The sequence below is a fragment of the Streptomyces sp. NPDC058864 genome (genome assembly GCF_042742985.1).
GTDB lineage: Bacteria > Actinomycetota > Actinomycetes > Streptomycetales > Streptomycetaceae > Actinacidiphila.
In genome coordinates this window covers 25,628-52,093 of sequence record NZ_JBHYMQ010000016.1, presented here as the reverse complement: position 1 = coordinate 52,093, position 26,466 = coordinate 25,628, and the positions used below count along the sequence as shown (strand labels likewise).

Sequence of the window (26,466 nt, the reverse complement as noted above, 5' to 3'; positions counted from 1 at the left end):
GGGGTGGTTCAGGCTCAGGCCTGAGCCTTGAGGATGTAGTCGACGGCGTCGCCGACGGTCTTCAGCTGCTTGACGTCGTCGTCCGGGATCTTGACCTCGAAGCGCTCCTCGGCGGCGACGACGACCTCGACCATGGACAGCGAGTCGACGTCCAGGTCGTCGGTGAAGGACTTGTCCAGCTGGACGTCCTCGGTCGGGATGCCGGCGATCTCGTTCACGATCTCCGCGAGACCCTCGACGATCTCTTCCTGGGTGGCCATGGCGGCGCTCTCCTTCTTCGTGCTGGTTACTACGGGCTGCGGCGGGCGGGAGTGCGCGCCGCGTGGGTGTTGCCTAGGGGAGGGTAACGACAGTGGCGGCGTATACGAGCCCTGCCCCGAAACCGATGATCAGTGCCGTGTCGCCGCTTTTGGCCTGTCCGGTGGCGAGCAGGCGCTCCATCGCGAGCGGGATCGACGCGGCGGAGGTGTTGCCTGTGGTCTCGATGTCGCGGGCGACCGCGACGTGCTCCGGCAGCTTGAGCGCCTTGATCATCGAGTCGATGATGCGCATGTTCGCCTGGTGCGGGATGAAGACGTCCAGGTCGTCCGCGGTGATCCCGGCGGCGTCCAGCGCCTCCTGGGCCACCTTGGCCATCTCGAACACCGCCCAGCGGAAGACGGTCTGGCCCTCCTGGGTGATCGCGGGGAACTTCAGCTCCCCGTCCTCGCCCACCGGCAGCTGCGAGACGTCGCCCACGCGGAAGCGGTCCCACGCGACGGTCTGGGTGATGGTGTTGGACTTGTCGCCCTCCGAGCCCCAGACGGTGGGGCCGATCTCGGGCTCGTCGGCCGGGCCGATGATCACGGCGCCGGCGCCGTCGCCGAAGAGGAAGGCGGTGGCGCGGTCCGTCTTGTCCGTCAGGTCGCTCAGCCGCTCGACGCCGATCACCAGGACGTGCTTCGCGCTGCCCTCGGTGACCATGCCCTTGGCGAGGGTCACGGCGTACGTGAAGCCCGCGCAGCCCGCCGAGATGTCGAAGGCGGCCGGCTTGCCCGCGCCGATCCGGTGCGCGATCTCGGTCGCGACGGCCGGGGTCTGCTTGAAGTGCGAGACGGTGGCGACGATGACGCCCCCGATGTCCTCGGCCGAGATCCCCGCGTCGGCGATGGCCTTGCCCGCGGCGACGACCGACATCTCGGCGACCGTCTCGTCCGGGCCGGCCCAGTGCCGGGAGGCGATGCCGGAGCGGGAGCGGATCCACTCGTCGCTGGAGTCGATGTTCTCCAGGATCACCTCGTTGGGCACCACACGGGTCGGCCGGTAGCCGCCGACGCCCATGATGCGGGCGTACGGGGAGCCCTTGCTGGGCTTGATCTTCGCCATGTCTGGGAGGACTCCTATTCCTGGGTGCCGTGCTCGGCCACGATCGCGCGGGCGGCCTCGAGGTCGTCCGGGGTCTTCAGGGCCAGGGTCGCGACGCCGGGCAGCGCGCGCTTGGCCAGGCCCACCAGGGTGCCACCCGGCACCAGCTCGATGATCGCGGTGACGCCGAGCTCCTTGAAGGTCTCCATGCACAGGTCCCAGCGCACCGGGTTGGACACCTGCGACACCAGGCGGGAGACGATCTCGGCGCCGGAGGACACGACCGCGCCGTCGGCGTTGGACACGTAGGGCAGCGCGGGGTCGGAGACCGCCAGCGACTGCGCCAGCTCCTCCAGCACGGCCACGGCCGGGGTCATGTGGTGGGTGTGGAACGCGCCGGCCACCTTCAGCGGGATGACCCGGGCCTTCTCCGGCTTGTCCGAGGTCAGCTCCGCGAGCTGCTTCGCCGTGCCGGCCGCCACGATCTGGCCGGCGCCGTTGATGTTCGCCGGGGTGAGGCCGAGGTTCGCCAGGTGGGCGACGACCGCGTCGGGGTCGCCGCCGAGCACGGCCGACATGCCCGTCTCGGTGACGGCCGCGGCCTGGGCCATCGCGGTGCTGCGGGTGCGGACGAAGGTCATCGCCGCCTCGGCGCTCAGTACGCCGCCCACGGCCGCCGCCGTGATCTCGCCGACGCTGTGACCGGCCACGGCACCCAGCGCGGAACGCGCGGCGGCCGGGTCCCCGAACAGCTGCTCCGCCGCGATCAGACCGGCCGCGACCAGCAGCGGCTGGGCGACGGCGGTGTCACGGATCTCCTCGGCACCGGCCTTGGTGCCGAAGTGGGCGAGGTCGAGTCCGGCGGTCGAGGACAGACCGGCGAGGCGGTCGGCGACGCCGGGGAGTTCGAGCCACGGGTTCAGGAAGCCGGGGGCCTGGGCACCCTGGCCGGGAGCGACGAGTACGAGCACGCTTTCAACTCTCTCTTGACCGGGGTGATCCCCGCCCGTGGGGACAGGGACCAAGAACCGACGGGCGATTTGTTGGTGTCCCACAAACGCCCTGAGTGTATCTAGGGTGTGTGCCCCGACTCGGAGAGTCGGCCCAGGATGAGCGCGATACGTAGGGTGAATGCGGAGCGTACGTCCGAGGGCGACCAGCCGGTGACGTCCGTCACACGTCGGAGCCGGTAACGAACGGTGTTGGGGTGAACGAACAACATCCGGGCGGCTCCTTCCAGCGACGAGGCCTGTTCGAGGTAGACGGACAGAGTCTCAAGCAGTGCCGAACCAGCTTCCTCCAACGGCCTGTAGATCTCCTCCACCAGCTGATCGCGGGCGTGTCGGTCGCCCGCCATCGCGCGCTCCGGGAGCAGGTCGTCGGCGAGCACCGGGCGAGGCGCGTCGGGCCAGGCCGCGCACGCCCGCAGGCCCGCGGCCGCGGCCTGCGCGGACTTCGCGGCCGCCAGCAGGTCGCCCACCAGGGGCCCGGCCACCACCGGTCCGGCCGCGAACGGCCCGATCAGCGCCTTGGCGACGCGCAACGGGTCCCCGTCGCCGCCCGCGACCACGATCAGCCGGTCGCCGAGCACTCCGGTGAGCACCTGCAGCTTGGCGTGCCGCGCCGCCCGCCGGATCGCCTCGACGGTGAGCTCGCTGTCGCCGTTGGGTGCCGTGCCCAGCACCACCGCGATCTTGTCGGGGGAGCTCCAGCCGAGCGCCGCCGCCCGCGACAGCACGCCCTCGTCGGCCTCGCCGGAGAGCACCGCGTTGACCACCAGGGACTCCAGCCGGGCGTCCCAGGCGCCGCGCGCCTCGGCGGCCTGGGCGTAGACCTGGGCCGTCGCGAAGGCGATCTCCCGTGCGTACACCAGCAGCGCCTCGCGCAGCACCGACTCGTCGCCGGGGGCCGCGACCTCGTCGATCGCCGTCTCCATGACCTCGATGGTGGTGCGCACCATCTCCACCGTCTGGCGCAGCGAGATCGCCCTGGTCAGCTCCCGCGGGGCGGTGCCGAAGACATCGGTGCTGATCGCCTGCGGGGTCTCCGGGTGGCGGAACCACTCCGTGAAGGCGGCGATGCCCGCCTGCGCCACCAGCCCGATCCACGAGCGGTTCTCCGGGGGCATGGCCCGGTACCAGGGCAGCTGCGCGTCCATCCGCGCGATCGCGGCCGCCGCCAGGCGTCCCGAGGACTTCTCCAGCCTCTTCAGCGTGGCGGAGTGGGAGTGGTCGCGGGCGGGGTCGAATGCGTTCAGCGCGGGTTCTGGCACGGGTACAAGCCTGCCTTATCCGGGCGGATGCATGGCACGGACCCCTCACCTCCGGGCATCGGTGGCTCAGAGGCGGCCGCCCGACGCGGAGTCCGCCGACAGCCGCTGCGCGAGGTAGACGGGGATCACCGAGGCGACGACCAGCACCGCGGCCACGACGTTGACGACGGGCGCCTGCTGCGGCCTCGCCATGTTGCTGAAGATCCACACGGGGAGGGTCTGGACGCCGGGACCCGCGGTGAAGGTGGTGACGACGATCTCGTCGAAGGAGAGGGCGAAGGCGAGCAGGCCGCCCGCCAGCAGAGCGGTGCGCACCAGCGGGAAGGTGATGTCGCGGAAGACCTGGAAGGTGTCGGCCCCCAGGTCCATCGCCGCCTCCTCGTAGGAGCCGGCGGTGCGCCGCAGCCGGGCCGCGACGTTGTTGAAGACCACCACGACGCAGAAGGTGGCGTGGCCGACGACGACCGTGAACAGCCCGAGCCCCACGCCGAGCGGCTCCAGCACCGTGCGGAACGCGGTGTTGAGGGCGATGCCCGTGACGATGCCGGGCAGCGCGATCGGCAGTACGACGACGAAGGAGAGCGCCTCCCGCCCGAAGAAGCGGTACCGGGAGACGGCGAAGGCGATCAGGGTGCCGAGGACCAGGGAGACCGCCGTCGCACCCAGGCCCGCCTTGACCGAGGTCCACAGTGCGGAGCGGGCGCCGGAACTGTGCCAGGCGTCGGCCCACCAGTGCAGGGTCAGGCCCGAGGGGGGCCAGCCGAAGCCGCGGGCGGCGTTGAAGGAGTTGAGCAGGACGAGCAGCAGCGGCAGGTAGATGACGGCGAAGCCCAGCGCGGCCGCGACGCGCAGGCCGATGCGGGCGGGACGGGAGAGTTGCACGGTGACGGCCCTCACAGACTCCGGAGCGCGCCGGTGCGCCGCATGGCCAGCAGGTAGACGACGATCACCGCGACCGGCACGGTGCCCAGCGCCGCGGCGAGCGGCAGGTCGAGGGTGATGTTGGAGTAGACGACGTTGCCGATCAGCTGGGTCTTGCCGCCGACGATCTGCACGGCGATGTAGTCGCCGAGGCTGAGCGAGAAGGTGAAGACCGAGCCGGCCGCGACCGAGGGCAGCACCATCGGCAGCACCACGGACCGGAAGGTGCGCCAGGTACGGGCCCCGAGGTCGGCGGAGGCGTCCAGCAGGCCCGCCGGCAGCCGTTCCAGCCCGGCGTGGATCGGCAGGATCATGTACGGCAGCCACAGGTAGGCCAGCACCATGATCACCGCGGGCAGGCCGTAGCCGGGACCGCTCAGACCGAAGGGCTCGAGCGCCCAGTCCAGCGGCCCGCCCTCGGAGAGCATGATCCGCCAGGCGTACGCCTTGACCAGGTAGCTCGCCCACAGCGGGGTGAGCACGGCGACGACCAGCAGGTGCCGGTACCTCGGAGCGGCCACCCGGGCGGTGTAGAAGGCGATGGGGAAGGCGATGACGACGTCGATCGCCGTCACCGCGACCGCGACGCCGATGCTGCGCAGGGCGACGTCACGGTAGACGCCGGTGGTGAGGACGGTGCGGAAGTTGTCGGTGCTCCAGACCTTGACCACGTCGGAGGTGAAGGGGTCGGTCGTCCAGAACGCGGAGAGGAAGAGCGCGGCCAGCGAGCCCAGGTAGGCCAGCACCAGCCAGAGCAGCGGGGCGGACAGCAGCAGCGACAGCCGCAGCCGCGGGCGGCGGTGCAGGGAACCTGCCAGCCGCCGCCCGGGGGTGCCGCCCGTCGTGGTGGACGTGGTGGTCACGGACGTCTCAGCCCTTGATCTCGGTCCAGGCCTGAACCCACTTGGCGTAGGGCACGCAACGGACGCCGGTGCGGCCGTCCAGGCACTGCGGGATGGGCGTGTTCCAGAAGTGCACCTGCTTCCAGTACGGCTCGTCGGCCGCGTGGAAGACGGTGCAGTGGTTCTTGTCCGAGGTCAGGGCGCAGGACTTCTCGTTCGCCGGGGCCTCGCCGAACCATTCGGCGACCTGGGCGTTCACCTTCGGCGAGACGATCCAGTCCAGCCACTTGTAGGCGCAGTTGGGGTGCTGGGCCTTGGCCGAGACCATCCAGGTGTCGGACCAGCCGGTGGAGCCCTCGCTCGGCAGGACCGCCTCGACCGGTGCCTTCTCGGCCTTGGCGAGGTTGGCGATGACCTGCCAGCTGGTGCCGATCACGGAGTCGCCGCTCTTGAAGGAGGAGATCTCCTTGAGGTAGTCGCTCCAGTACTCGCCGACGCCGGCGTTCTGCTCCTTCAGCAGGGCGACGGAGGCGTCGAACTGCTTCTGGTCCAGTGCGTACGGGTCCTTGATGCCCAGGTCCGGCTTGGTCTTCATCAGGTAGAGCGCGGCGTCCGCGATGTAGATGGCGGAGTCGTACGCGGTGACGTGGCCCTTGTACGGGGAGGCCTTGTCGAAGACCGCCGACCAGGAGGTGGGGGCGGGGGAGACCTTGTCGGTGCGGTACATCAGCAGGTTGGCGCCGCGGCCGTGCGGGATGCCGTAGGCGACCCCGTCCACAGAGTTCCACTTCTGCATCTTCAGGCTGGCGAAGACGTCCTTGTAGTTCGGGACCAGGTCGGTGTTGACCGGCGCCGCGTCGCCCGAGGCGATGAGGCGCAGCGAGGCGTCGCCGGAGGCCGACACGGCGTCGTACTGGCCGGTCTTCATCAGGCTGACCATCTCGTCGGAGGTGCCGGCCACCTTGGTGTTGACCTGGCAGCCGGTCTCCTTCTCGAACGGGGTGACCCAGTCGACGGACTTGTCGTTCGAGCCGTCCTCGGCGTAGCCGGCCCAGGCGATCAGGTTGACCGCGCCCTCGGTCTTGCCCAGGGCCTTCGGCGCGCTGAGCTTGGGCGGGGTGAAGGCGCCGCCGGAGGAGCCGGCGCCCTTTTCGGAGGGGGACGACCCGCCGCAGGCGGTGGCCAGGGCCAGGAGGGTACAGGCTGCGAGGGTACGGGTCAGACGCACGTGGACTCCGTTTCCGGGTGGGGGGACTGGACGGTGACGTTGTGCCGGCGGTGCCACTGGAGGCGGACGCGGGTTCCCCGGTAGGCGGCGACGTCGGCCGAGGAGGTCTCCTGGTTCTGCTGCAGGGCGGTCAGCCGGCCGCCCTCGTCGAGGTCGACCAGGAAGCGGGTGACGTCGCCGAGGTAGACGACCTCGGCGACGGTGCCGGAGACGGTGCGCAGCCCGTCGTCGGAGGCGTCCGGGGATTCCGGGACGTCCGAGGGGCCGCCGGGACCCAGCAGGCGGATCTTCTCCGGGCGGACGCTGTAGGTCCCGCCGTCGTCGCTGAGCAGGTTGGACGTGCCGACGAAGCCGGCGACGAAGGGCGTCGCCGGTCGCTCGTACACCTCGGCGGGGCTGCCGACCTGCTCGATCCGGCCGCCGTTGAAGACCGCGATCCGGTCGCTGAGGGTCAGCGCCTCCTCCTGGTCGTGGGTGACGAGGACGAAGGTGATGCCCACCTCGCGCTGGATCGCCTTCAGTTCGACCTGCATCTGCTCGCGCAGCTTGAGGTCGAGCGCCCCCAGCGGCTCGTCGAGCAGCAGCACCCGGGGACGCCCCACCAGGGCGCGGGCCAGCGCGACCCGCTGCCGCTGGCCGCCGGACAGCTGCGCCGGGCGGCGCCCGCCGAACCCCTCCAGGCGGACCGAGGCCAGCGCCGCGCGGGTCCGCTCGACCCGTTCCGCCTTGGGCACCTTGCGGACCTTCAGCCCGTAGGCGACGTTCTGCTCCACCGTCATGTGCGGGAAGAGCGCGTAGTCCTGGAAGACGGTGTTGACGTCCCGCTCGAAGGGGGCGAGCCGGGTGACGTCCCGGCCGGCCAGCTCCACGGTGCCTGCGCTGGGGGTCTCGAAGCCCGCGACCATCCGCAGCACCGTGGTCTTGCCGGAACCGGAGGGGCCCAGCATCGAGAAGAACTCGCCGTCGGCGATCTCCAGGTCCACCCCGGCGACCGCGTGCACCCGGCCGAAGGACTTGTGCAGGTCCCTCAGGCGTACGGCGGGGGTCCCGGTGTCCGTTGCCTTGGCCGTTCCCTCCATCGGCGGGGAACCTTTCTCTTCGCCGGAGCATTGACCGGAAACCTATGAAGTTATATTTCAGAGGACAAGGCCTGGCCGGGGTAAAACTTTCACCAAGTGAGAAGGTGGGCGGGTGAGCAAACTTTCGAATGGCGCGCTGCACGCCGTCTTCGCGCCGGTCGGCAACCTCGCCCGGGTCGACGCGGTCGTACGGCGCCTCGCGGACGCCATCGAGCTGGGCCTGCTCGCCGACGGCGAGCAGCTCCCCGGCGAGAGCGAGCTCGCCACCCGTCTCGGCGTCTCCACGGTGACCCTGCGCGAGGCCCTTATGGCCCTGCGCCAGCAGGGACTGGTCACCACCCGCCGCGGCCGCGGCGGCGGCAGCTTCGTCACCGCCCCCGACCAGCCGCGCACCACCCGGCTCGGCCACCGGCTGGCCGACTGGGGCACCGAGGAACTGCGCGACCTCGCCGACCACTGGGCCGCCGTCGCCGGCACCGCCGCCCGGCTGGCCGCCGAGCGCACCGGGCCGGAGGACCTCGCCCCGCTGGAACGCTCCCTGGAGGAGTTCGAGGCCGCCGGTGAACTCGCCGCCCGCGGCCGCGTCTACGGCAGGCTGCACGTGGAACTCGCCGCGGCCGCCCAGTCGGCCCGTCTCACCAAGGAGGAGATCCGTATCCAGGCGGAGATCGGAGCGCTAATCTGTCTCGCACTCGGGGAGGACGACGCCCGCGCGGAGGTCGTCGCGCTGCACCGTGCGCTGCTCCGCGCCGTGCGCGACGGCGACCCGGAGCTGGCCCGGTCCCTGGCCGAACGGCGGGTGCAGGACGCGATGGAGCGCCTGATCGGACTGCGTCTGACCGTCACCGGCTGACCCGGGCGTCCGCACCTCCCGTCCTCCCGCACCGGAGGCAGCCGCCGTGGCCGTCAGCTCAACCACCCTCGTCGACGAGGTCGTCGCCGACGTCGTGGACCGGGTCCGCGGCACCCTGGAGGACGTCTTCACCGACGTCGCCCGGGTCGCCGAGCGCACCACCGCCATCGCGGCCGTCCGCGCCGCCGGCCGGGCCCCCACCACAGCCGACCTCGCCGCCCTGCGCCCCCTGCTGCACGAGCGGCTGCGCCGCCGGCACGACCTGGTCTCCGGCATCGGCTTTATCGCCGAACCCGGGCTGCTCGGCGACGTACCGGCGTGGCTGGAGTGGTGGCAGAACCACGGCGAGGACGGCCTGCGGCCGCTGCTGCCCGACCTCGATCCGGGCACCTCGGCCTACTCCGACTACACCCACTGGGACTGGTTCGCCCTGCCCCGCGCCACCGGCGAACGCGCGGTGGCCGGACCGTACGTGGACTACCTGTGCTCCGACGAGTACAGCCTCACCCTGTCCGTGCCGGTCCAGCACGGCGGGCGCTTCCTCGGGGTCGCCGCGGCCGATGTCTACCTGCGGCACTTCGAGGCCGCAGTGCTGCCCCTGCTGCGCCGCCTGCCGGCGCCGGCCGCCCTGGTCAACGCCCGCGGCCGGGTCGCCGCCTCCACCGACCCCCGCCACCTGGCCGGTTCCCTCCTGCGCAGTGTCAGCGGCCGGTCCTGCGGACCGATCCCGCTGACGCTGGTCACAGCTCCGTCAGCACTGCGTCCGTGAGCGCCGGCCACAACGGCAGGGCCCACTCGCCGAAGTTACGGTCGGTCAGGACGATGCAGGCGGCGCCGGCGCCGGGGTCGACCCACAGGAAGGTGCCGGACTGGCCGAAGTGGCCGAAGGTGCGCGGCGAGGACGAGGCGCCCGTCCAGTGCGGGGACTTGTGGTCCCGGATCTCGAAGCCCAGCCCCCAGTCGTTGGGGTTCTGGCCGCCGTAGCCCGGCAGCACGCCCTTGAGGCCGGGGAAGGCGACCGAGGTCGCCTCGGCGACCGTCTCCCGGGCGAGCAGCCGCGGTGCCTGGAGCTCGGCGGCGAAGCGGACCAGGTCGTCGACGGTGGAGACCGCGCCGGCGCCCGCCGAGCCCGGGCAGTCGGTGGCGAGCATGCCGAGCGGCTCCAGCACCGCCTGCCGCAGGTACTCGGCGAAGGGGATCCCGCTGGCCTTGGCGATGTGGTCGGCCAGGGCGTCGAAGCCGGCGTTGGAGTAGATCCGCCGCGTGCCGGGTGCCGCCATCACCCGGTGCTCGTCGAAGGCGAGGCCGGAGGTGTGGGCGAGCAGGTGCCGTACGGTCGAGCCCTCGGGGCCGGCCGGCTCGTCCAGCTCGACCGCGCCCTCCTCGACCGCGACCAGTGCCGCGTAGGCGGACAGCGGCTTGGTCACCGAGGCCAGCCGGAAGCGCCGTCCGGTCTCGCCGTACGTCCCCAGGACCGTGCCGTCACGGCGGACGACCGCCGCCGCGGCCGTCGGGACAGGCCAGTTCTCGATCGCGTTCAGGCTGCTCAGGCTCCGCATGACCGTGAGCCTAACGAATGGCCTTGCCTGGAGTGCACTCCAGGGTTTTAGCGTGGAGCCCATGACCGTGACGCAGGTGGCCAAGAACAAGCCCGGCAGCGTACGCGACTGCGCCGACGAGGCGCGGCACCCCCTCCCGGACGGCCGGGACCGCTACACGATCAGCGAGGTGGTGGCCTTCACCGGGCTGAGCGCGCACACGCTGCGCTGGTACGAGCGCATCGGACTGATGCCGCACGTCGACCGCTCCCACACCGGCCAGCGCCGCTTCACCAACCGCGACCTCGACTGGCTGGGCTTCGTCGGCAAGCTGCGGCTGACCGGGATGCCGGTCGCGGACATGGTCCGCTACGCCGAGCTGGTGCGGCTGGGGCAGCACACCTTCCCCGAACGGCAGGAGCTGCTGGAGTCGACCCGGCGCGACGTGCTGCGCCGGATCGCCGAGCTGCAGGACACCCTCGCGGTCCTCGACCACAAGATCGACACCTACGCTGACGCCCGCCGGGCGTCGGAGAGGGCATGAGCGCATGAGCGAGAACAACGAGCCGATCGCCAAGGTCACGCTCGGCACGGGCGGTCCCCCGGTCGGCGTGCAGGGCCTGGGCTGCATGGGCATGAGCGAGTTCTACGGCCCCACCGACGAGGCCGCCGCCCGCGCCACCCTCGACGCGGCCCTGGACCTCGGGGTCACGCTCTTCGACACCGCCGACGTGTACGGCCTGGGCGCCAACGAGGAGTTCATCGCCCCCTTCGTGCGCGAGCACCGGGACGGGATCACCCTCGCCACCAAGTTCGGCATAGCGCGCAAGGCCGACGACGTGCGCTACCGGGGCGTGCGCAACGACCCGGAGTACATCCGCCGGGCCGTCGACGGCAGCCTGCGCCGGCTCGGCGTGGACGTCATCGACCTGTACTACATGCACCGCCGCGACCCCGCCGTGCCGCTGGCCGAGTCCGTCGGCGCGATGGCCGAGCTGGTGCGGGCGGGCAAGGTGAAGCACCTGGGCCTGTCGGAGGTGACCGGGGCCGAGCTGCGCGAGGCGCACGCCGTGCACCCGATCGCGGCCGTGCAGTCCGAGTGGTCGCTGTTCAGCCGGGACGTGGAGATCTCGCTGACCGGTGCAGCCGCCGAACTCGGGGTGGCACTCGTGCCGTACTCCCCGCTGGGCCGGGGCTTCCTGACCGGCTCCTTCCAGGACGCCTCCCAGCTGTCGGCGGACGACTTCCGCCAGTCCCAGCCCCGCTTCTCCGGGGAGAACGCCAAGCGCAACCTCGACCTGCTGGAGCCGTTGCGCGAGGTCGCGAAGGCGCACGGCGCCACGCCCGCCCAGATCGCCCTGGCGTGGGTGCAGCAGCGGGCGCAGGTGCACGGGCTGACCGTGGTGCCGATCCCGGGCACCCGCAAGGCCGGGCGTCTGCGGGAGAACACCGCCGCCACCCGGATCGTGCTCGACGAGGCCGAGCTGGGCCGGCTGGAACCGATCGCCGGGCAGGTCGCGGGTGACCGCTACCCGGACATGTCGTCCACGTCGGCGGCGCGCGAGTAGGCGTCCAGGTCCAGGCCGGGCCGCGTCCGCGCGGCCCGCTGGACCGCCGCCACGACCGCCGCCGCCAGCGGCAGCGACTCGTGGACGAGGCCGTAGCCCAGGCCGAACACCACGGTCGCCGGGTCGTCGTCGGGGTTGCCGGTGCGGTGGCTGTCGGCGTCCCGCGGCAGCAGCCGCAGGTGACCCCCGAGCATCTCGGGGGAGCGCCAGTCGACCCCGGACAGCTCGGCCACCGGGAAGTGCTGGTCACCGGCCTTCCACTTGGCAGTCGAGGCGCCCGTCCAGAACCAGCGGAAGGACACCGTCTCGCCGTCGAAGGAGGCCTTGCCGTCGTACGCCTTGAACGACTGGGGCGCGGACGGCACTTCCACCAGATGGCGTTGGGCGGGTTCCGCGTCCGCGCCGCCCCCGGCCGCGACGATCGCGGACAGCAGTTCGTCGGCGTAGTGCTCGGCGAGCAGCTCCCGTTCGGCGGGCAGCACCAGCCGGTAGGGGTCGGCGGTCTCCTTGAGCTGGCCCTTCGCGGCCTCCATCAGCGGGTCGGCGCCCCGCCGCGGGAGCGCGCGCAGCACGATCGTGCCGCGCCGCCACGGGGCCAGCTCGACCCCCGCGAGGGCTTCGTACGGGATGCGCCGCCGGCCCAGGGCCTGCAGCAGTTTCGAGTTGCGCATCCCCCGCTCGTAACGGATGAGCACCGCATCGGCATCGAACTCCCATACGGCGTTGGATCCGGCCAATACGTCACCCATACGGGTCATCGTAGGCCGCGTCGCCGTTTCGGGAACCGGCCGGGCACGGCCGGACTAGGTCACACCCTCCGTGCAGTCGCTGCCGGCGGCGCACCGGACGTCCGGGTAGCGGCCGAGCGCGATGCTGGTGAAGTTGGCGAGGCTGTCGGTGCCGGAGCGGAAGTAGCCCGCGTGCCCCTCGGCGGCTTCGGAGCTCACCACGCGGGCGCCGAAGGCCCGGGAGACGGGGTCGGCGCCGTGGCCGAGCCCGGCGAACTCCATGTGCGGCACGTCGCCGATCCAGTCGGTGCTGTCCCGTGTGGCCCACACCCGGGCGGCCGTGCCCAGATCGGCCGCCTTGTCCACCCGCATGCCGGGGCTGCCGAAGACGGCGATGTCGGAGACCCGGTCGGTCGGCAGGTCAGGGGCGGCGACGCCGCACAGCACCGAGCCGTAGGAGTGGCAGAACAGCGAGACGTGGCCGCGTGCCGGCAGGGCCCGCACCAGCGCGGTCAGCCGGACGGCGCCCTGCTCGGCCAGTTCCCCGGTGGAGGCGTCCAGGCCGACGCCCTGCGGGGTCGTGTAGTCGGCCCAGGCGATGACCGCCGTGCGTGTGCGCGGGGCGGCGGCGCGCTCGGCCGCGTACAGGGAGCGGGCCATGCCGACGGGGGCGCGGGTCGGATCGTCCTCGCGTTCGAAGGAGAGCACGTCGGTGTCGACCCCGGGCACGACGAGCGACACCCGTTCGGCGGAGCCGAGGTCGCCGAAGACCTCGGCGGCACGGCCGCGGCCGGTGGGGTCGAAGGAGAGGATCTGCCGTCCGCCGTCGAGCAGGGAGGCGTAGCGGTCGGCGCGTTGGGCGGCGTCCTGGCGCCCCTCGGCGGTCAGCAGGGAGCTGCGCGAGCGGGCGGTCTCCTGGGCGCGGGCCGTGCCCAGCGAGCGCCGGTTGGCCTGGTAACGCAGGGCGATCGGGGCGCCGTTGAGGTTGCCGACGACGAGCGGGTAGCGGTCGGCGAGCCGCTTGGCGCCGTCCGGTCCGACCGAGGCGAAGAAACGGGCGATGACCCCGGGGGCCGCCTGCGGGTCTGGGAGCGCGCGTCCGCCCACCGAGCCGTGCCGCCACGCGGCGGTGGCCACCGCCAGCGCGTCCCCGCCGCCCTTGTGGTGGCGCAGCGCGGTCCAGCCGGTGGTCGCCAGCATGACGAAGACCACGGCGAGGGCCAGGAGGGCGCGCAGGGAGGGGGAGCTGAAGCGCTCGTCGACGAGGTTCACTGGGGGACACCCTAGGAGACGCCGGAGATCGCCTGGGCGCGCCGTGAGCCAAGTCACGTTTGGAACAAGGAGATTCCGGACACACCCTGGTGTTCGTCCCACGGTTGTGCGAGGACCGGGACCAGCAGGTCCAGGTGTTCCTCGGTGATCCGGCGGATCGACTCCACACTGGTCTCGTCGCCGTCGCCCCACAGACGCTGGGCCACCCGGATGACCCCGCCGACGGCCGCCACGAGCACCCGTGGCCGCGGGTCGGCCGGGTCCAGGCCCTCACGGGCGGCGATGACCGAGGCGAGCCGTTCCTCGACGAGTGCCGAGTGGCGCATCTGGGCGGCGAGCAGCGTCGGCGTGGACTCGATCACCCGGTACATCGCCATGTACGTGGACAGCGGCACGACGGCGGCGATGACGGCGCTGATGCTGTGCCAGGACTCGTCCAGCGCCGCGCGCAACGCCTCGAAGGGCGGTTCGCCGGCCGGGCGCTCGGCCACCGCGGTGACGAAGGCCTCCTCGACGCTGTCCTCCAGCGCGAGCGCGACCTCCTCCTTCCCCGCGAAGTAGCGGAAGAAGGTGCGCTGCGAGACCTCCACCTCGGCGGCGATCTCGTCGACGGTCGTGCGCTCGTAGCCCTTGACGACGAACAACTCGATCGCGGCCCGTATGAGCGCGTCCCGTGTGCGCCGCTTCTTCCGCTCGCGCAGTCCGCACACGGGCGTCGCGCGCATCGCGTGCTTCATCTGCCGTCCACCTCCAGGGGCCCCCACGATACTTCCGTGCTTGACAGTTACCGACGGATGACTGCTTTGGTCAAATGTCAGGCACTGACATAATCTCTTGCCCATGACCCAAGGCTCCGTCGTCACCGACAAGGCCCCGGACTCGATACCGGCGCCTTCCAAGAAACCCCTCCGCGGCCACCCCTGGCTGACGCTGTTCTCGGTCGCCATCGGCGTCATGGTGGTGGCCCTGGACGGCACGATCGTCGCCGTCGCCAACCCGGCCATCCAGGCCGACCTGGGTGCCTCCCGCGAGCAGATCCAGTGGATCACCACCGGCTACATGCTGGCCCTGGCGGTCTCGCTGATCACCGCGGGCAAGCTCGGCGACCGGTTCGGGCACCGCCAGACCTTCCTCGTCGGCCTCGCGGGCTTCGCCCTCACCTCCGGCCTGATCGGCGTGTCCAGCGGCGTCGGCATGGTGATCGCGCTCCGCGTCCTGCAGGGCGTGTTCGGCGCGCTGCTGCAGCCGGCCGCGCTCGGCCTGCTGCGCGCCACCTTCCCGGCCGAGAAGCTCAACATGGCCATCGGCATCTGGGGCATGGTCATCGGTGCCTCGACCGCTGCCGGGCCGATCGCGGGCGGTCTGCTCGTCGAGCACGTCAACTGGGAGTCGGTCTTCTTCATCAATGTGCCCGTGGGTCTGGTCGCGCTGGTGATGGGCCTGGTCATCCTCAAGGACGTGCGCGCCGAGAACGCCCCGCGGTCCTTCGACGTCCCCGGCATCGTGCTGCTGTCCGGCGCGATGTTCGGCCTGGTGTGGGGCCTGATCAAGGCTCCGGAGTGGGGCTGGGGCGACCCGCTGACCCTGGGCTTCCTGGTCGGCTCGGTGGTGCTCTTCGTCCTGTTCGCGTTCTGGGAGACCAAGGCCTCCGAGCCGCTGATCCCGCTGCGGATGTTCCGTTCGGTGCCGCTGTCCGCGGGCACCGCGCTGATGGTGCTGATGGCCTTCGCCTTCCTGGGCGGTCTGTTCTTCGTCACCTTCTACCTGCAGAACGTCCACGGCATGTCGGCGGTGGAGTGCGGCGTCCACCTGCTGCCGCTCACCGCGATGATGATCGTCAGCTCGCCCGTCGCCGGCGCGCTGATCACCAAGTTCGGTCCCCGGGTGCCGCTGGTCGGCGGCATGGTGTGCACGGCGGTCGCCATGTTCGGCATGACCGGGCTGGAGGCCGACTCCGGCACCGCCGTCATGTCCCTCTGGTTCGCGCTGCTGGGCCTCGGCCTCGCCCCCGTGATGGTCGGCGCCACCGACGTCATCGTCGGCAACGCCCCGCTGGAGCTGTCCGGTGTGGCCGGCGGCCTCCAGGGCTCCGCGATGCAGGTCGGCGGCAGCCTCGGCACCGCGGTCCTGGGCACGATCATGGCTTCGCGGGTGGACAGCGTGCTGCCCGAGAAGTGGGCCGCCGCCGGGCTGCCTCCGCTGAAGGGCGAGCAGGCGGCGCAGGCGGCCGACGCGGTCGTGGTCGGCGTGCCGCCGGTGGCCAAGGACACCCCGGCCCAGGTCGTCGCGCTGATCACGAAGGTCAGCAACGAGACCTTCCTCTCGGGGATGGGCCTGGCCTTCACCGTGGCCGGCGTCGTGGCCGCCTTCGCGGCGGGCATCGCGTTCCTGACCAAGCGCGGCGTCAACGCCGACGCCGCGGGCGGCGGGGTGCACATCTGACGCCGGAGGATTCCCTATCCGGGTGAACGAGGCCCGGGGCCCTTGGCGGCCCCGGGCCTCGCCGTTCACCGTGGAGCTCCGACCATCACGGGGGAGTGATCCACATGCGCAGTGCGGCCCTGACCCTTGCCCTCACCGCGGCAGCCGCGGCCCTGGCCGTCCCGGCCCCGCCCGTGGCGGCCGCGCCCGCGGCAGCCGGTCCTGCGGCAGCCGGTCCCGCCGGCCGCTGCGACCCCGGGGAGCTGTGCCTGTGGAGCAAGCCGGGATTCCACGGCTCACGCCTGGTGCACGAGCTCGCCGACACCGACGTCGACTCCTGTGTGCCGCTGCCGCCGGGGACGTCCGCGAAGTCGTTCGTCAACCGGACCCGCAAGCTCGTGACGACCTACCAGAGCGCCGAGTGCTCCACCGAGGGCGACTTCGTCACGTTCCCGTCCGGTACGTGGGTCCCGGAGTCCCGGCACACGGTCCGCGCCTTCCAGATCGTCGACCAGTGACACGAGCCCGCGGGGAGCCGGGAAAGGCCGGGGCCCCCGCCGCGCGGATGCGCGACGGGGGCCCGGTCGGAACAGCGGTGTTACGCGTCGCCGCCCGCGGCGCCGGGGTCGGCCGCGGCGACGTCGAGCAGCTGGTAGCGGTCGATCGCCTGCTTCAGCACGGAGCGGTCGATCTTCCCCTCCCTGGCGAGCTCGGTGAGCACGCCGAGGACCACCGACTGGGCGTCGATGTGGAAGAACCGGCGCGCCGCGCCACGGGTGTCGGCGAAGCCGAAGCCGTCGGCACCGAGCGACTGCCAGGTGCCCGGCACCCAGCGGGAGATCTGGTCCGGGACGGCCCGCATCCAGTCCGAGACGGCCACGAACGGGCCCTCGGAGCCGCTGAGCTTCCGCGTCACGTAGGGGACGCGCTGCTCCTCCTCCGGGTGGAGCAGATTGTGCTCCTCGGCCTCCACGGCGTCGCGCCGCAGCTCGTTCCAGGAGGTCGCGGACCACACGTCGGCCCGAACGTTCCACTCCTCGGCCAGGATCCGCTGCGCCTCCAGCGCCCACGGCACACCCACGCCGGAGGCCAGGATCTGCGCCGGGATCGCGCCCGTCTCGCCGGCCCGGTACTTGTACAGGCCCCTGAGGATGCCCTCGACGTCCACGTCCTGCGGCTCGGCCGGCTGGACGATCGGCTCGTTGTAGACGGTGAGGTAGTAGAAGACGTCCTCGTTCGCCTCGCCGTACATACGGCGCAGACCGTCCCTGACGATGTGGGCGATCTCGAAGCCGAACGCGGGGTCGTACGCGACGACGGCCGGGTTGGTCGAGGCCAGCAGGTGCGAGTGGCCGTCGGCGTGCTGCAGGCCCTCACCGGTGAGGGTGGTGCGGCCCGCCGTGGCGCCCAGCACGAAGCCGCGCGCCAGCTGGTCGGCCATCTGCCAGAACTGGTCGCCGGTCCGCTGGAAGCCGAACATCGAGTAGAACACGTAGACCGGGATCAGCGGCTCGCCGTGGGTCGCGTAGGACGACCCGGCGGCGATCAGCGACGCGGTGCAGCCCGCCTCCGAGATGCCGTCGTGCAGCATCTGGCCGGTCGGGGACTCCTTGTACGCCAGCAGCAGCTCGCGGTCGACCGACTCGTACGTCTGGCCCAGCGGGTTGTAGATCTTGGCCGACGGGAAGAGCGAGTCCATGCCGAAGGTGCGGTACTCGTCCGGGGCGATCGGCACGAAGCGCTTGCCGATCTCCTTGTCCCGCATGAGGTCCTTCAGCAGCCGGACGAAGGCCATCGTGGTGGCGATCGTCTGCTGGCCGGAGCCCTTGCGGGTGCCGGCGTAGGCCTTGTCGTCCGGCAGCGCCAGCGGCTTCGCGCGCACGACGCGGGTCGGGACGTAACCGCCCAGGCCCTTGCGCCGGTCGTGCATGTACTGGATCTCCTCGGAGTTCCGGCCCGGGTGGAAGTACGGCGGGGCGCCGGACTCCAGCTCCTTGTCGGCGATCGGCAGGTGCAGCCGGTCGCGGAAGCGCTTGAGGTCGTCGACCGTCAGCTTCTTCATCTGGTGGGTCGCGTTGCGGCCCTCGAAGTTCGGGCCGAGCGTCCAGCCCTTGACGGTCTGGGCCAGGATCACCGTCGGCTGGCCCTTGTGCTCGCGGGCCGCCTTGTACGCCGCGTAGATCTTGCGGTGGTCGTGACCGCCGCGGCCCAGGTGCAGGATCTGGTCGTCGCTGAGGCCGTCGACCATCTTGCGCAGCCGGTGGTCGTCGCCGAAGAAGTGGTCGCGGATGTACGAGCCGGTCTCGGTGGCGTAGGTCTGGAACTGGCCGTCGGGCGTGGTGTTGAGCTTGTTCACCAGCACGCCGTCGCGGTCCTGGGCGAGCAGCGGGTCCCAGGTGCGGTCCCAGATCAGCTTGATGACGTTCCAGCCGGCGCCGCGGAACTGCGACTCCAGCTCCTGGATGATCTTGCCGTTGCCGCGCACCGGGCCGTCGAGCCGCTGCAGGTTGCAGTTGACGACGAAGGTGAGGTTGTCCAGACCCTCGCGGGCGGCCAGGGAGAGCTGGCCGAGCGACTCGGGCTCGTCCATCTCGCCGTCGCCGAGGAACGCCCACACGTGCGACTGCTCGGTGTCGGCGATGCCGCGCGCCTGCAGGTAGCGGTTCATCCGGGCCTGGTAGATCGCGCCCAGCGGGCCGAGGCCCATGGAGACGGTCGGGAACTCCCAGAAGTCCGGCATGAGCCGCGGGTGCGGGTAGCTCGAAAGGCCGTACGGCGCCTTGGACTTCTCCTGGCGGAACGCGTCGAGCTGGGTCTCGGAGAGCCGGTCCAGCAGGAAGGCGCGGGCGTACACGCCGGGGGAGGCGTGGCCCTGGAAGAAGATCTGGTCGCCCCCCTTGCCGTCGTCCTTGCCCCGGAAGAAGTGGTTGAAGCCCACGTCGTACAGGGAGGCGGAGGACGCGAAGGTGGCGATGTGCCCGCCGACGCCGATACCCGGCCGCTGCGCCCGGGACACCATGACCGCCGCGTTCCAGCGGGTCGCGTTCAGGATGCGCCGCTCGATGTCCTCGTTGCCGGGGAAGAACGGCTCGTCCTTGGTCGCGATGGTGTTGACGTAATCCGTGCTGCGCATCTCGGGCACGGCAACCCGCCGCTCGCGGGCTCGCTCGATCAGGCGGAGCATGAGGTAGCGGGCGCGCTCGCGTCCGCGCTCGTCGATGGCGGCGTCAAGCGAGTCGAGCCATTCCGCCGTCTCCTCGGGATCGAAATCCGGGACCTGGCTGGGAAGGCCGCCAATGATGATCGGGTTGCGATCTGATCCGGAAGCCACGCTATTCCTTCGCTTCTAGGGTCTTGCTCTGCTGGGTCGCGCCGCCTCCATCGTGTACCGCGCGTTCGGGATACGTCATCTCTACTGAGTGGTAACCATCACTAAGTGAGACAGACCCCTCTTACAGACCCTCTTGAGGCTCTCGCATGGCTGTCCGGTGGCCGTTCGACCAAACCGCAACTCTACGCCCACTCGGACGTACGACCGACCGCAGACCCGATTCGGGAGAAACCCTGGCATAGTGGAGTGAGCCACGTCACCCCTCACGGTTCGGGTTGCGGTGACACGTCAACGTTTGGGCGGGATGGGCGGCTGGGTACTTGCGCGATCCGCCGCGCCCGTGTGGACTACCGCCCATAACCCCGCACAGGAGCGGGAAGACAACCCCCATGACAGGAGGCAGAGCGTGAGCGCGACCGCGGGCCACGCGGAGGAGCAGACCAACCCGGCGAGCCGGCTTGGTTTTGAGCCCGGACAGGTGGTCCAGGAGCTCGGCTACGACGACGACGTCGACCACGAGCTCCGTGAGGGTATTGAGGGGATCACGGGCGAAGAGCTCGCGGACGAGGAGTACGACGACGTCGCCGACGGCGTCATCCTCTGGTTCCGTGATGATGACGGCGATCTGACCGACGCCCTGGTCGACGCCACGTCCGCCATCGACGAGGGCGCCCAGATCTGGCTCATGACCCCGAAGACCGGCCGTGACGGGCACGTCGAGCCGAGTGACATCGGAGAAGCCGCACAGACCGCCGGCCTGGCTCAGACCAGCAGTGTCAACGTCTCCAAGGACTGGACCGCCAGTCGACTGGTGACCCCCAAGACGGCGAAGGCCGGCAAGCGCTGAGCGCTGCGACCGGCAACCGCGCCCCCGTGACCGAGCGTCGCGGGGGCGCCTCGCATTGCGGGCCCGGGGCGGTGCGAGACTGACGGCGGGTCCCGGCCGCGGGGCCCGTCACCGTCCACCGGAGAGGTGTGTCCACCATGGCGCTCGCCGTAGGCGACCAGGCCCCCGACTTCGAGCTGCGGGACCAGCACGGCCGGACCGTGCGGCTGTCCGACTTCAAGGGTTCCAGGAACGTCGTGCTGCTCTTCTTCCCCTTCGCCTTCACCGGGGTCTGCACGGGCGAGCTGTGCGCGCTCCGCGACGAGCTGCCGGCCTTCCAGAACGACGAGGTCCAGCTGCTCGCGGTCTCCAACGACTCGATGCACACCCAGCGCGTCTTCTCCGACCAGGAGGGCCTGGAGTACCCGCTGCTCTCCGACTTCTGGCCGCACGGCGAGGTCTCCCGGGCCTACGGCGTCTTCGCCGAGGACAAAGGGTGCGCGGTGCGCGGCACCTTCGTCATCGACAAGCAGGGCGTGATCCGCTGGACCGTCGTCAACGGTCTGCCGGACGCCCGTGACCTGAACGAGTACGTCAAGGCGCTCGAAGCCCTGTAGTCCTGGGGAACCGGGTACTAACCTCAGGGCGTTGATCCTGATACGAGCAGCACGCGATGACATGGGAGGACTCGTGGGAGTCAGCCTCAGCAAGGGTGGCAACGTATCGCTGACGAAGGAGGCCCCCAACCTCACGGCCGTCATCGTCGGCCTCGGCTGGGACGCCCGCACCACCACGGGCGCGGACTTCGACCTCGACGCCAGCGCCCTGCTCACGGGCACCGAGGGGAAGGTCCTCTCCGACCAGCACTTCGTCTTCTTCAACAACCTCAGGAGCCCCGACGGCTCCGTGGAGCACACCGGTGACAACATCACCGGCGAGGGAGAAGGGGACGACGAGCAGATCAAGGTGAACCTGGCCGGGGTGCCGGCCGAGGTCGCCAAGATCGTCTTCCCGGTGTCGATCTACGACGCCGAGACCCGTCAGCAGTCGTTCGGCCAGGTCCGCAACGCGTTCATCCGCGTCGTGAACCAGGCCGACGACAAGGAACTGGCCCGTTACGACCTCACCGAGGACGCCTCGACCGAGACGGCGATGGTCTTCGGCGAGCTGTACCGGCACGGTGCGGAGTGGAAGTTCCGGGCCATCGGCCAGGGTTACGCGTCCGGCCTGCGCGGCATCGCGCAGGACTTCGGCGTCAACGTCTGATTCGCCGGGGTCTCGCGGTCCGCGTCCGGCGGGCCGCGAGCCCCCGCGGGGGAGGAGAACAGCATGGGCGTGACGCTCGCCAAGGGGGGCAATGTCTCCCTCACCAAGGCCGCACCCAATCTGACCAACGTGCTGATCGGGCTCGGCTGGGACGCGCGCTCCACCACCGGGGCGCCCTTCGACCTGGACGCCAGCGCGCTGCTGTGCGCCTCGGGCCGGGTGCTCGGCGACGAGTACTTCGTCTTCTACAACAACCTCAAGAGCCCGGAGGGCTCGGTCGAGCACACCGGCGACAACCTGACCGGTGACGGCGACGGCGACGACGAGGTCCTGCTGGTGGACCTGTCCGCCGTGCCCGAGCGGGTCGACAAGATCGTCTTCCCGGTCTCCATCTACGACGCCGACACCCGCGGCCAGACCTTCGGCCAGGTCAGCAATGCCTTCATCCGGGTGGTCAACCAGACCGACCAGAGCGAACTGGCGCGCTACGACCTCTCCGAGGACGCCTCCAGCGAAACGGCGATGATCTTCGGAGAGCTGTACCGGTACGGCGGCGAATGGAAGTTCCGAGCCGTTGGCCAGGGGTATGCATCAGGCCTCCGGGGCATCGCCCTAGACTTTGGGGTCAACGTTTCGTAAAGGGATTGGATATCCAGTGCTCCTCCGAACTTTCGGCTGGTCGTTCGGTGTCACCGCCGCCGGCCTCGCCCTCGCCGGTTATCTGTGGGGTGCGGAGGGGCTTGCCCTCGTCGCCATCCTGTCGGTGCTGGAGATCTCGCTCTCCTTCGACAACGCGGTGATCAACGCCGGCATCCTGCGGAAGATGAATGCCTTCTGGCAGAAGATCTTCCTCACCATCGGCATTCTGATCGCCGTCTTCGGCATGCGTCTCGTCTTCCCGATCATCATCGTGTCGATCACGGCGAAGCTCGGTCCCATCGAGGCCATCGACCTGGCGATCAACAACAAGGAACAGTACGAGCACCTGGTCACCTCCGCGCACCCGGCGATCGCCGCGTTCGGCGGGATGTTCCTGCTGATGATCTTCCTCGACTTCATCTTCGAGGAGCGTGAGCACAAGTGGCTCGCCTGGCTGGAGAAGCCGCTCTCCAAGCTCGGCAAGCTGGACACGCTCTCCGTGGTCGTCGCCCTGGTCGCGCTGCTGATCACCGCCACCACCCTCGCCACCGACGTCTCGCACGGCGGCGGCGACAAGTCCTCCACGGTGCTGCTCTCCGGCATCGGCGGCCTCATCACCTACCTCGTCGTCGGCGGCATCTCGAGCTACTTCGAGGACAGGCTGGAGGACGAGGCCGAGGAGGCCGACGAGGAGCTGGAGGAGATGAGCTCGGGCGGCAAGCCGGCCGGCAGCGGTGCCTCGGCCGTGGGCCTGGCGGGCAAGGCGGCGTTCTTCCTCTTCCTCTACCTCGAGGTCATCGACGCGTCGTTCTCCTTCGACGGCGTCATCGGCGCGTTCGCGATCTCCAACGACATCTTCATCATCGCCCTCGGTCTCGGCATCGGTGCGATGTACATCCGGTCGCTCACCGTCTTCCTGGTCCGCAAGGGCACGCTGGACGACTACGTGTACCTGGAGCACGGCGCGCACTACGCGATCGGCGCGCTGGCGGTCATCCTCCTGGTCACCATCAAGTTCGAGATCAACGAGGTCATCACCGGCCTCATCGGCGTCGTCCTGATCGGCGCCTCGTACTGGTCGTCGGTGGTGCGGAACCGCCGTCTCGGGGAAAGCTCCGAGCAGCGGGACGACAAAGCGGAGGTGACGAGCGGGGTCTGACCCCCGTCTCGTCACGACAATCGGGTCACGCCGCCCCCCGCCGACCAGGCGGGGGGCGGCCTGCGTGCAGGGGACGGACGGACATGTGGAACTTCCTGCGGCCGAGCGGCGGATTCAACGCGCAGTTCGACATGGCGAACGCGCACACCATCGAGCTCACCAAGCGACACCAGGTCGTCTCGCTGTCCAAGCAGGGCGCGGCTGTCGGCAACCTGCGCATCAACCTGTCCTGGCAGATGCGTACCTCGGACACCGGCGGCTGGAACCAGCGCAGCGGCTCCTGGCTGAGCCGCCAGATGCACCTGTTCAAGCCGGAGCCCGTGCAGGCCGCGGGCCCCGCGATGGTCAACGTCGACCTCGACCTGGCGTGCATGTACGAACTGGCCGACGGCACCAAGGGCGTCGTCCAGCCGCTCGGCAACTTCCTCGGCGACCTCGACGCCCCGCCGTACATCCAGATGACCGGTGACGACCGCTTCGGCGGTTCGTCCGGCGAGACGCTCTACATCAACCTCGACAAGCACGACGAGTTCAAGCGCATGCTCGTCTTCGTCTACATCTACGACGGCACGCCGGCCTTCGACCGCACCCACGCCAAGGTGGAGATCTTCCCCAGTTCGGGCCCGCGGATCGAGATCCTGCTGGACGAGCGCGAGCCGCAGGCCCGCTCCTGCGCCGTGGTGCTCATCGAGAACCGGAAGGGCGACCTGACCGTGCGCCGCGAGGTGAAGTACGTCTACGGCTTCCAGGCCGAGCTCGACCGGCTCTACGGCTGGGGCCTGCAGTGGGGCCGCGGCTACAAGACCAAGGTCTGAGCGCGCGGCCCCGTGCCGGGCGCGCTCAGCGGCGTTCCTGGAACTGCGGGCCCATCGGCGGCAGCCGGAACCCCTGGACCGGCTGCGGATAGCCGTACGCGGGACCGGGGGCCGCCGCGGTCGGGGCGGGCTGCTGCGGCGGGTAGCCGTAGCCGGGGGCGGCGGCCACGGTCGGCTGGGGCTCCTGGGGGTAGCCGTAGGCCGGGGCGGCCACCGTCGGCTGCGGCTCCTGCGGGTAGCCGTAGGCGGGAGGCGCGGTGGGCTGCGGCGGCACCACCGCCGGGGCCGGGGCCTGCAGGGTGTACGCGTCCGGCTCGCCGGTCACCGCGACGGTCGGCGGCACGGGCTGCGGCACCGAGACCTCGCCCTCCGGCCGCGGCGGCGGCGCCTCGTCGAGGTCGCCCTCCTCCACGGTGATGCCGAACTCGGTGGCCAGCGCCTCCAGCCCCGAGGCGTAGCCCTGCCCCAGCGCGCGGAACTTCCAGCCGCCCGCCCTGCGGTACAGCTCGCCGCAGATCAGCGCCGACTCGTCGCCGGTGTCCGGGACGACGTCGAACAGCGCCAGCGGCTCGGCGTCGGCACCCCCGGCCGTGTCGTAGAGCAGCACCGTCAGGTCGGAGACCAGGGCGAAGGGGCCGCCGTCCGAGGAGGCCGCGACGACCACGCGGTCCACGGCCTCGTCGAGGGCCGTCAGGTCCACCTCGACGGCGTCCGTCAGCCCGGCCGGCTCGCTGCGCTTGGGCAGGTGCCGGGCGGCGCCCCCCGGATGCCGTGGCTGGTTGTAGAAGATGAAGTCCTCGTCCGAGCGTACCTTGCCGTCCGCCCCCAGCAGCAGTGCCGAGGCGTCGACGTCCGGCACACCCGCCCCCGGGCTCCAGCGGAGCACCGCCCGCACCCCCGAGGCCGTCACCGGGATGTTGGAGCCCTTCACCATCGCCTGCGTCATGCGCGTAATCCTGCCCTCCCGGGGGCCGTGCCCACAACGCGGGGCGTGTGACGGGTGCGCCGCGGGGGAGAGATGCGGACAGGACGACATGTACCGGACCCGAGGGGGTTACCTGATTTTCACGTACGCCGGGAACGTCCGCTGGGGGCTCGCACGTACGATAATCGGCCACGGCGTCGGGGGACGCTTCCCACCTTTTCAACCACCACCTGCCACGGGGGAACGCATGCGCCACTTCGGGCACCTCGCACCGGACGTACGGAACGAGCTCTTCCACCGGGAGCCCGCCGAGTTCACCGCGGCCTCACCGGCCGCCACGCTCGCCGTCGCCCTCGGCGCCACCCTCTACTGCCCGGCCACCCGGTCACGGCTCGCCGACGACGTGCTCAAGCAGGCCGCGCGCGGGGTCGTCTCGATGGTGCTGTGCCTGGAGGACTCCATCGACGACCGGGAGGTCGAGGCCGCGGAGGAGAACCTGATCCGCCAGTTCGGCGAGCTGGCCGCCCGGATCGGGAACGGCGACCCCCCGCTGCTCTTCATACGCGTCCGCACCCCCGGCCAGATCACCGACCTCGTTGGCCGGCTCGGCGACGACGTGTCCCTGCTCTCCGGGTTCGTGCTCCCCAAGTTCACCGAGGAGTCCGGGGTCCCCTTCCTGGAGGCCCTCGCCGCCGCCGAGGCGGACTGCGGGCGGCGGCTGTTCGCGATGCCGGTCCTGGAGTCCCCGCAGCTGCTCCACCTGGAGACCCGCACCGAGACGCTGTACGGCATCTCCCGCACCGTCGACAAGTACCGGGACCGGGTCCTGGCGCTGCGGCTCGGCGTCACCGACTTCTGCTCCGCCTACGGGCTGCGCCGCTCGCCCGACATGACCGCCTACGACGTCCGCATCGTCGCCTCGATCATCGCCGACGTGGTCAACGTCCTCGGGCGCGCCGACGGCACCGGCTTCACCATCACCGGACCGGTCTGGGAGTACTTCAAGCACTCCGAGCGCATGTTCAAGCCACTGCTGCGGCAGAGCCCCTTCGTCCCCGAGGCCGTCGACCTGCGCGATGCCCTCATCCAGCGGGACATGGACGGGCTGCTGCGCGAGATCGAACTGGACCGGACGAACGGCCTGCAGGGCAAGACCTGCATTCACCCCTCGCACGTCCAGCCCGTGCACGCGCTCAGCGTCGTCTCCCACGAGGAGTGGAGCGACGCCGTCGACATACTCCACGAGGACCGCAGCGGCGGGGGCGTGCTGCGGTCGGCCTACACGAACAAGATGAACGAGGTGAAGCCGCACCGCGCCTGGGCCGAGCGCACCGTGCGGCGCGCCGAGGTCTTCGGCGTGGCGCGGGAGGAGATCGGCTTCGTCGAGCTGCTCTCCGCGTGCGTGCCGTCGTGACCACCCGCAGCGAGAAGGAGAGTGC

At 70.8% G+C, this 26,466-nt stretch carries 27 protein-coding genes; 13 read left to right on the top strand and 14 right to left on the bottom strand.

Annotated elements, in window-relative coordinates; translation table 11 throughout:
- Positions 1 to 14: 14 nt before the first annotated feature.
- From ACFW3D_RS15170 to ACFW3D_RS15135, 8 genes are all read right to left on the bottom strand, one after another.
- Entirely contained in the window at positions 15 to 260 is a 246-nt protein-coding gene (locus tag ACFW3D_RS15170; protein WP_018556746.1) for an acyl carrier protein, read from the bottom strand.
- 73 nt (positions 261 to 333) lie between these two features.
- Positions 334 to 1,365: a ketoacyl-ACP synthase III gene (locus tag ACFW3D_RS15165; RefSeq protein ID WP_500504587.1), complete on the bottom strand. Its 1,032-nt coding sequence runs from the start codon at positions 1,363 to 1,365 to the stop codon at positions 334 to 336.
- Positions 1,366 to 1,379: 14 nt separating this feature from the next.
- The gene (locus ACFW3D_RS15160) at positions 1,380 to 2,315 is read right to left on the bottom strand and encodes an ACP S-malonyltransferase (RefSeq protein WP_500504586.1); all 936 of its coding nucleotides are present in this window, start codon (positions 2,313 to 2,315) and stop codon (positions 1,380 to 1,382) included.
- A 101-nt stretch (positions 2,316 to 2,416) separates the two neighbouring features.
- Positions 2,417 to 3,616, bottom strand: coding sequence for a PucR family transcriptional regulator (locus ACFW3D_RS15155; RefSeq protein WP_500504585.1), 1,200 nt, complete (start codon positions 3,614 to 3,616; stop codon positions 2,417 to 2,419).
- 66 nt (positions 3,617 to 3,682) lie between these two features.
- Entirely contained in the window at positions 3,683 to 4,498 is an 816-nt protein-coding gene (locus ACFW3D_RS15150) for an ABC transporter permease (protein WP_500504584.1), read from the bottom strand.
- 11 nt (positions 4,499 to 4,509) lie between these two features.
- A complete protein-coding gene (locus tag ACFW3D_RS15145; RefSeq protein ID WP_500504583.1) occupies positions 4,510 to 5,400 on the bottom strand; it encodes an ABC transporter permease in 891 nt (296 codons plus the stop codon).
- A gap of 7 nt (positions 5,401 to 5,407) precedes the next feature.
- Positions 5,408 to 6,607 (bottom strand): ABC transporter substrate-binding protein, encoded by a 1,200-nt coding sequence (locus ACFW3D_RS15140; RefSeq protein ID WP_500504582.1) that lies wholly within the window; start codon positions 6,605 to 6,607, stop codon positions 5,408 to 5,410.
- On the bottom strand, positions 6,598 to 7,686 hold the full coding sequence (locus tag ACFW3D_RS15135; protein ID WP_500504581.1) for an ABC transporter ATP-binding protein: 1,089 nt from the start codon (positions 7,684 to 7,686) through the stop codon (positions 6,598 to 6,600). Before ACFW3D_RS15135 ends, ACFW3D_RS15140 begins: the two co-directional genes overlap by 10 nt.
- Before the next feature lie 112 nt (positions 7,687 to 7,798).
- Between ACFW3D_RS15135 and ACFW3D_RS15130 the strand changes: the two genes are divergently transcribed.
- Entirely contained in the window at positions 7,799 to 8,539 is a 741-nt protein-coding gene (locus ACFW3D_RS15130) for a FadR/GntR family transcriptional regulator (protein WP_500504580.1), read from the top strand.
- A gap of 46 nt (positions 8,540 to 8,585) precedes the next feature.
- On the top strand, positions 8,586 to 9,308 hold the full coding sequence (locus tag ACFW3D_RS15125) for a cache domain-containing protein (RefSeq protein WP_500504579.1): 723 nt from the start codon (positions 8,586 to 8,588) through the stop codon (positions 9,306 to 9,308).
- On the opposite strand, the gene ACFW3D_RS15120 is transcribed toward ACFW3D_RS15125, so the two are convergent.
- A complete protein-coding gene (locus ACFW3D_RS15120; RefSeq protein WP_500504578.1) occupies positions 9,280 to 10,098 on the bottom strand; it encodes a serine hydrolase domain-containing protein in 819 nt (272 codons plus the stop codon). The genes ACFW3D_RS15125 and ACFW3D_RS15120 overlap by 29 nt on opposite strands.
- Before the next feature lie 61 nt (positions 10,099 to 10,159).
- Between ACFW3D_RS15120 and ACFW3D_RS15115 the strand changes: the two genes are divergently transcribed.
- Together ACFW3D_RS15115 and ACFW3D_RS15110 are read left to right on the top strand one after the other, a co-directional pair.
- On the top strand, positions 10,160 to 10,621 hold the full coding sequence (locus ACFW3D_RS15115; RefSeq protein ID WP_500504577.1) for a MerR family transcriptional regulator: 462 nt from the start codon (positions 10,160 to 10,162) through the stop codon (positions 10,619 to 10,621).
- 4 nt (positions 10,622 to 10,625) lie between these two features.
- Positions 10,626 to 11,645, top strand: coding sequence for an aldo/keto reductase (locus ACFW3D_RS15110; RefSeq protein ID WP_500504576.1), 1,020 nt, complete (start codon positions 10,626 to 10,628; stop codon positions 11,643 to 11,645).
- Here ACFW3D_RS15110 and ACFW3D_RS15105 read toward each other — a convergent pair.
- From ACFW3D_RS15105 to ACFW3D_RS15095, 3 genes are read right to left on the bottom strand one after another with little or no spacing between them, the layout of a single operon-like run.
- Positions 11,606 to 12,394: a DUF4429 domain-containing protein gene (locus tag ACFW3D_RS15105; protein ID WP_500504575.1), complete on the bottom strand. Its 789-nt coding sequence runs from the start codon at positions 12,392 to 12,394 to the stop codon at positions 11,606 to 11,608. The two genes, ACFW3D_RS15110 and ACFW3D_RS15105, sit on opposite strands and share 40 nt — an antisense overlap.
- A 54-nt stretch (positions 12,395 to 12,448) precedes the next feature.
- The gene (locus ACFW3D_RS15100) at positions 12,449 to 13,645 is read right to left on the bottom strand and encodes an alpha/beta hydrolase (protein ID WP_500504574.1); all 1,197 of its coding nucleotides are present in this window, start codon (positions 13,643 to 13,645) and stop codon (positions 12,449 to 12,451) included.
- Between the two features lie 53 nt (positions 13,646 to 13,698).
- Entirely contained in the window at positions 13,699 to 14,382 is a 684-nt protein-coding gene (locus ACFW3D_RS15095) for a TetR/AcrR family transcriptional regulator (RefSeq protein ID WP_500504573.1), read from the bottom strand.
- Between the two features lie 103 nt (positions 14,383 to 14,485).
- On the opposite strand from ACFW3D_RS15095, the gene ACFW3D_RS15090 reads away from it, so the two are divergent.
- A complete protein-coding gene (locus ACFW3D_RS15090) occupies positions 14,486 to 16,087 on the top strand; it encodes an MFS transporter (RefSeq protein WP_500504572.1) in 1,602 nt (533 codons plus the stop codon).
- Positions 16,088 to 16,191: 104 nt separating this feature from the next.
- Complete coding sequence (locus tag ACFW3D_RS15085) at positions 16,192 to 16,584, top strand: peptidase inhibitor family I36 protein (protein WP_500504571.1); 393 nt, start codon at positions 16,192 to 16,194, stop codon at positions 16,582 to 16,584.
- Between the two features lie 80 nt (positions 16,585 to 16,664).
- On the opposite strand, the gene aceE is transcribed toward ACFW3D_RS15085, so the two are convergent.
- Positions 16,665 to 19,397 (bottom strand): pyruvate dehydrogenase (acetyl-transferring), homodimeric type, encoded by a 2,733-nt coding sequence (gene aceE, locus ACFW3D_RS15080; protein ID WP_500504570.1) that lies wholly within the window; start codon positions 19,395 to 19,397, stop codon positions 16,665 to 16,667.
- Positions 19,398 to 19,803: 406 nt separating this feature from the next.
- Between aceE and ACFW3D_RS15075 the strand changes: the two genes are divergently transcribed.
- The 6 genes from ACFW3D_RS15075 to ACFW3D_RS15050 all read left to right on the top strand — a co-directional run bounded on the left by ACFW3D_RS15075 (position 19,804) and on the right by ACFW3D_RS15050 (position 24,102).
- Positions 19,804 to 20,244: a DUF3052 domain-containing protein gene (locus tag ACFW3D_RS15075; RefSeq protein WP_026250565.1), complete on the top strand. Its 441-nt coding sequence runs from the start codon at positions 19,804 to 19,806 to the stop codon at positions 20,242 to 20,244.
- A gap of 137 nt (positions 20,245 to 20,381) precedes the next feature.
- Positions 20,382 to 20,840 (top strand): peroxiredoxin, encoded by a 459-nt coding sequence (locus tag ACFW3D_RS15070; RefSeq protein WP_500504569.1) that lies wholly within the window; start codon positions 20,382 to 20,384, stop codon positions 20,838 to 20,840.
- A 73-nt stretch (positions 20,841 to 20,913) separates the two neighbouring features.
- Positions 20,914 to 21,489 carry a TerD family protein gene (locus ACFW3D_RS15065; protein ID WP_499598660.1) on the top strand — a complete coding sequence of 192 codons (576 nt, stop codon included), beginning with the start codon at positions 20,914 to 20,916 and terminating at the stop codon, positions 21,487 to 21,489.
- A 63-nt stretch (positions 21,490 to 21,552) separates the two neighbouring features.
- Positions 21,553 to 22,128, top strand: a complete 576-nt coding sequence (locus ACFW3D_RS15060; RefSeq protein WP_500504568.1) for a TerD family protein — start codon at positions 21,553 to 21,555, stop codon at positions 22,126 to 22,128.
- Between the two features lie 16 nt (positions 22,129 to 22,144).
- Positions 22,145 to 23,287 (top strand): DUF475 domain-containing protein, encoded by a 1,143-nt coding sequence (locus ACFW3D_RS15055; RefSeq protein ID WP_500504567.1) that lies wholly within the window; start codon positions 22,145 to 22,147, stop codon positions 23,285 to 23,287.
- An 83-nt stretch (positions 23,288 to 23,370) separates the two neighbouring features.
- Complete coding sequence (locus ACFW3D_RS15050) at positions 23,371 to 24,102, top strand: TerD family protein (RefSeq protein ID WP_500504566.1); 732 nt, start codon at positions 23,371 to 23,373, stop codon at positions 24,100 to 24,102.
- Between the two features lie 25 nt (positions 24,103 to 24,127).
- On the opposite strand, the gene ACFW3D_RS15045 is transcribed toward ACFW3D_RS15050, so the two are convergent.
- Positions 24,128 to 25,048, bottom strand: coding sequence for a TerD family protein (locus tag ACFW3D_RS15045; RefSeq protein WP_500504565.1), 921 nt, complete (start codon positions 25,046 to 25,048; stop codon positions 24,128 to 24,130).
- 226 nt (positions 25,049 to 25,274) lie between these two features.
- Between ACFW3D_RS15045 and ACFW3D_RS15040 the strand changes: the two genes are divergently transcribed.
- On the top strand, positions 25,275 to 26,441 hold the full coding sequence (locus tag ACFW3D_RS15040) for an HpcH/HpaI aldolase/citrate lyase family protein (RefSeq protein ID WP_500504564.1): 1,167 nt from the start codon (positions 25,275 to 25,277) through the stop codon (positions 26,439 to 26,441).
- The last annotated feature ends 25 nt before the right edge of the window (positions 26,442 to 26,466 follow it).

What these genes read in the sequence shown, in the direction of transcription:
- ACFW3D_RS15170 (WP_018556746.1), bottom strand. Translation starts at nt 260, where the DNA reads ATGGCCACCCAGGAAGAGATCGTCGAGGGTCTCGCGGAGATCGTGAAC.
- ACFW3D_RS15165 (WP_500504587.1), bottom strand. Translation starts at nt 1,365, where the DNA reads ATGGCGAAGATCAAGCCCAGCAAGGGCTCCCCGTACGCCCGCATCATG.
- ACFW3D_RS15135 (WP_500504581.1), bottom strand. Translation starts at nt 7,686, where the DNA reads ATGGAGGGAACGGCCAAGGCAACGGACACCGGGACCCCCGCCGTACGC.
- ACFW3D_RS15120 (WP_500504578.1), bottom strand. Translation starts at nt 10,098, where the DNA reads ATGCGGAGCCTGAGCAGCCTGAACGCGATCGAGAACTGGCCTGTCCCG.
- ACFW3D_RS15115 (WP_500504577.1), top strand. Translation starts at nt 10,160, where the DNA reads ATGACCGTGACGCAGGTGGCCAAGAACAAGCCCGGCAGCGTACGCGAC.
- ACFW3D_RS15110 (WP_500504576.1), top strand. Translation starts at nt 10,626, where the DNA reads ATGAGCGAGAACAACGAGCCGATCGCCAAGGTCACGCTCGGCACGGGC.
- ACFW3D_RS15105 (WP_500504575.1), bottom strand. Translation starts at nt 12,394, where the DNA reads ATGGGTGACGTATTGGCCGGATCCAACGCCGTATGGGAGTTCGATGCC.
- ACFW3D_RS15095 (WP_500504573.1), bottom strand. Translation starts at nt 14,382, where the DNA reads ATGAAGCACGCGATGCGCGCGACGCCCGTGTGCGGACTGCGCGAGCGG.
- ACFW3D_RS15090 (WP_500504572.1), top strand. Translation starts at nt 14,486, where the DNA reads ATGACCCAAGGCTCCGTCGTCACCGACAAGGCCCCGGACTCGATACCG.
- ACFW3D_RS15085 (WP_500504571.1), top strand. Translation starts at nt 16,192, where the DNA reads ATGCGCAGTGCGGCCCTGACCCTTGCCCTCACCGCGGCAGCCGCGGCC.
- ACFW3D_RS15070 (WP_500504569.1), top strand. Translation starts at nt 20,382, where the DNA reads ATGGCGCTCGCCGTAGGCGACCAGGCCCCCGACTTCGAGCTGCGGGAC.
- ACFW3D_RS15060 (WP_500504568.1), top strand. Translation starts at nt 21,553, where the DNA reads ATGGGCGTGACGCTCGCCAAGGGGGGCAATGTCTCCCTCACCAAGGCC.
- ACFW3D_RS15050 (WP_500504566.1), top strand. Translation starts at nt 23,371, where the DNA reads ATGTGGAACTTCCTGCGGCCGAGCGGCGGATTCAACGCGCAGTTCGAC.
- ACFW3D_RS15045 (WP_500504565.1), bottom strand. Translation starts at nt 25,048, where the DNA reads ATGACGCAGGCGATGGTGAAGGGCTCCAACATCCCGGTGACGGCCTCG.
- ACFW3D_RS15040 (WP_500504564.1), top strand. Translation starts at nt 25,275, where the DNA reads ATGCGCCACTTCGGGCACCTCGCACCGGACGTACGGAACGAGCTCTTC.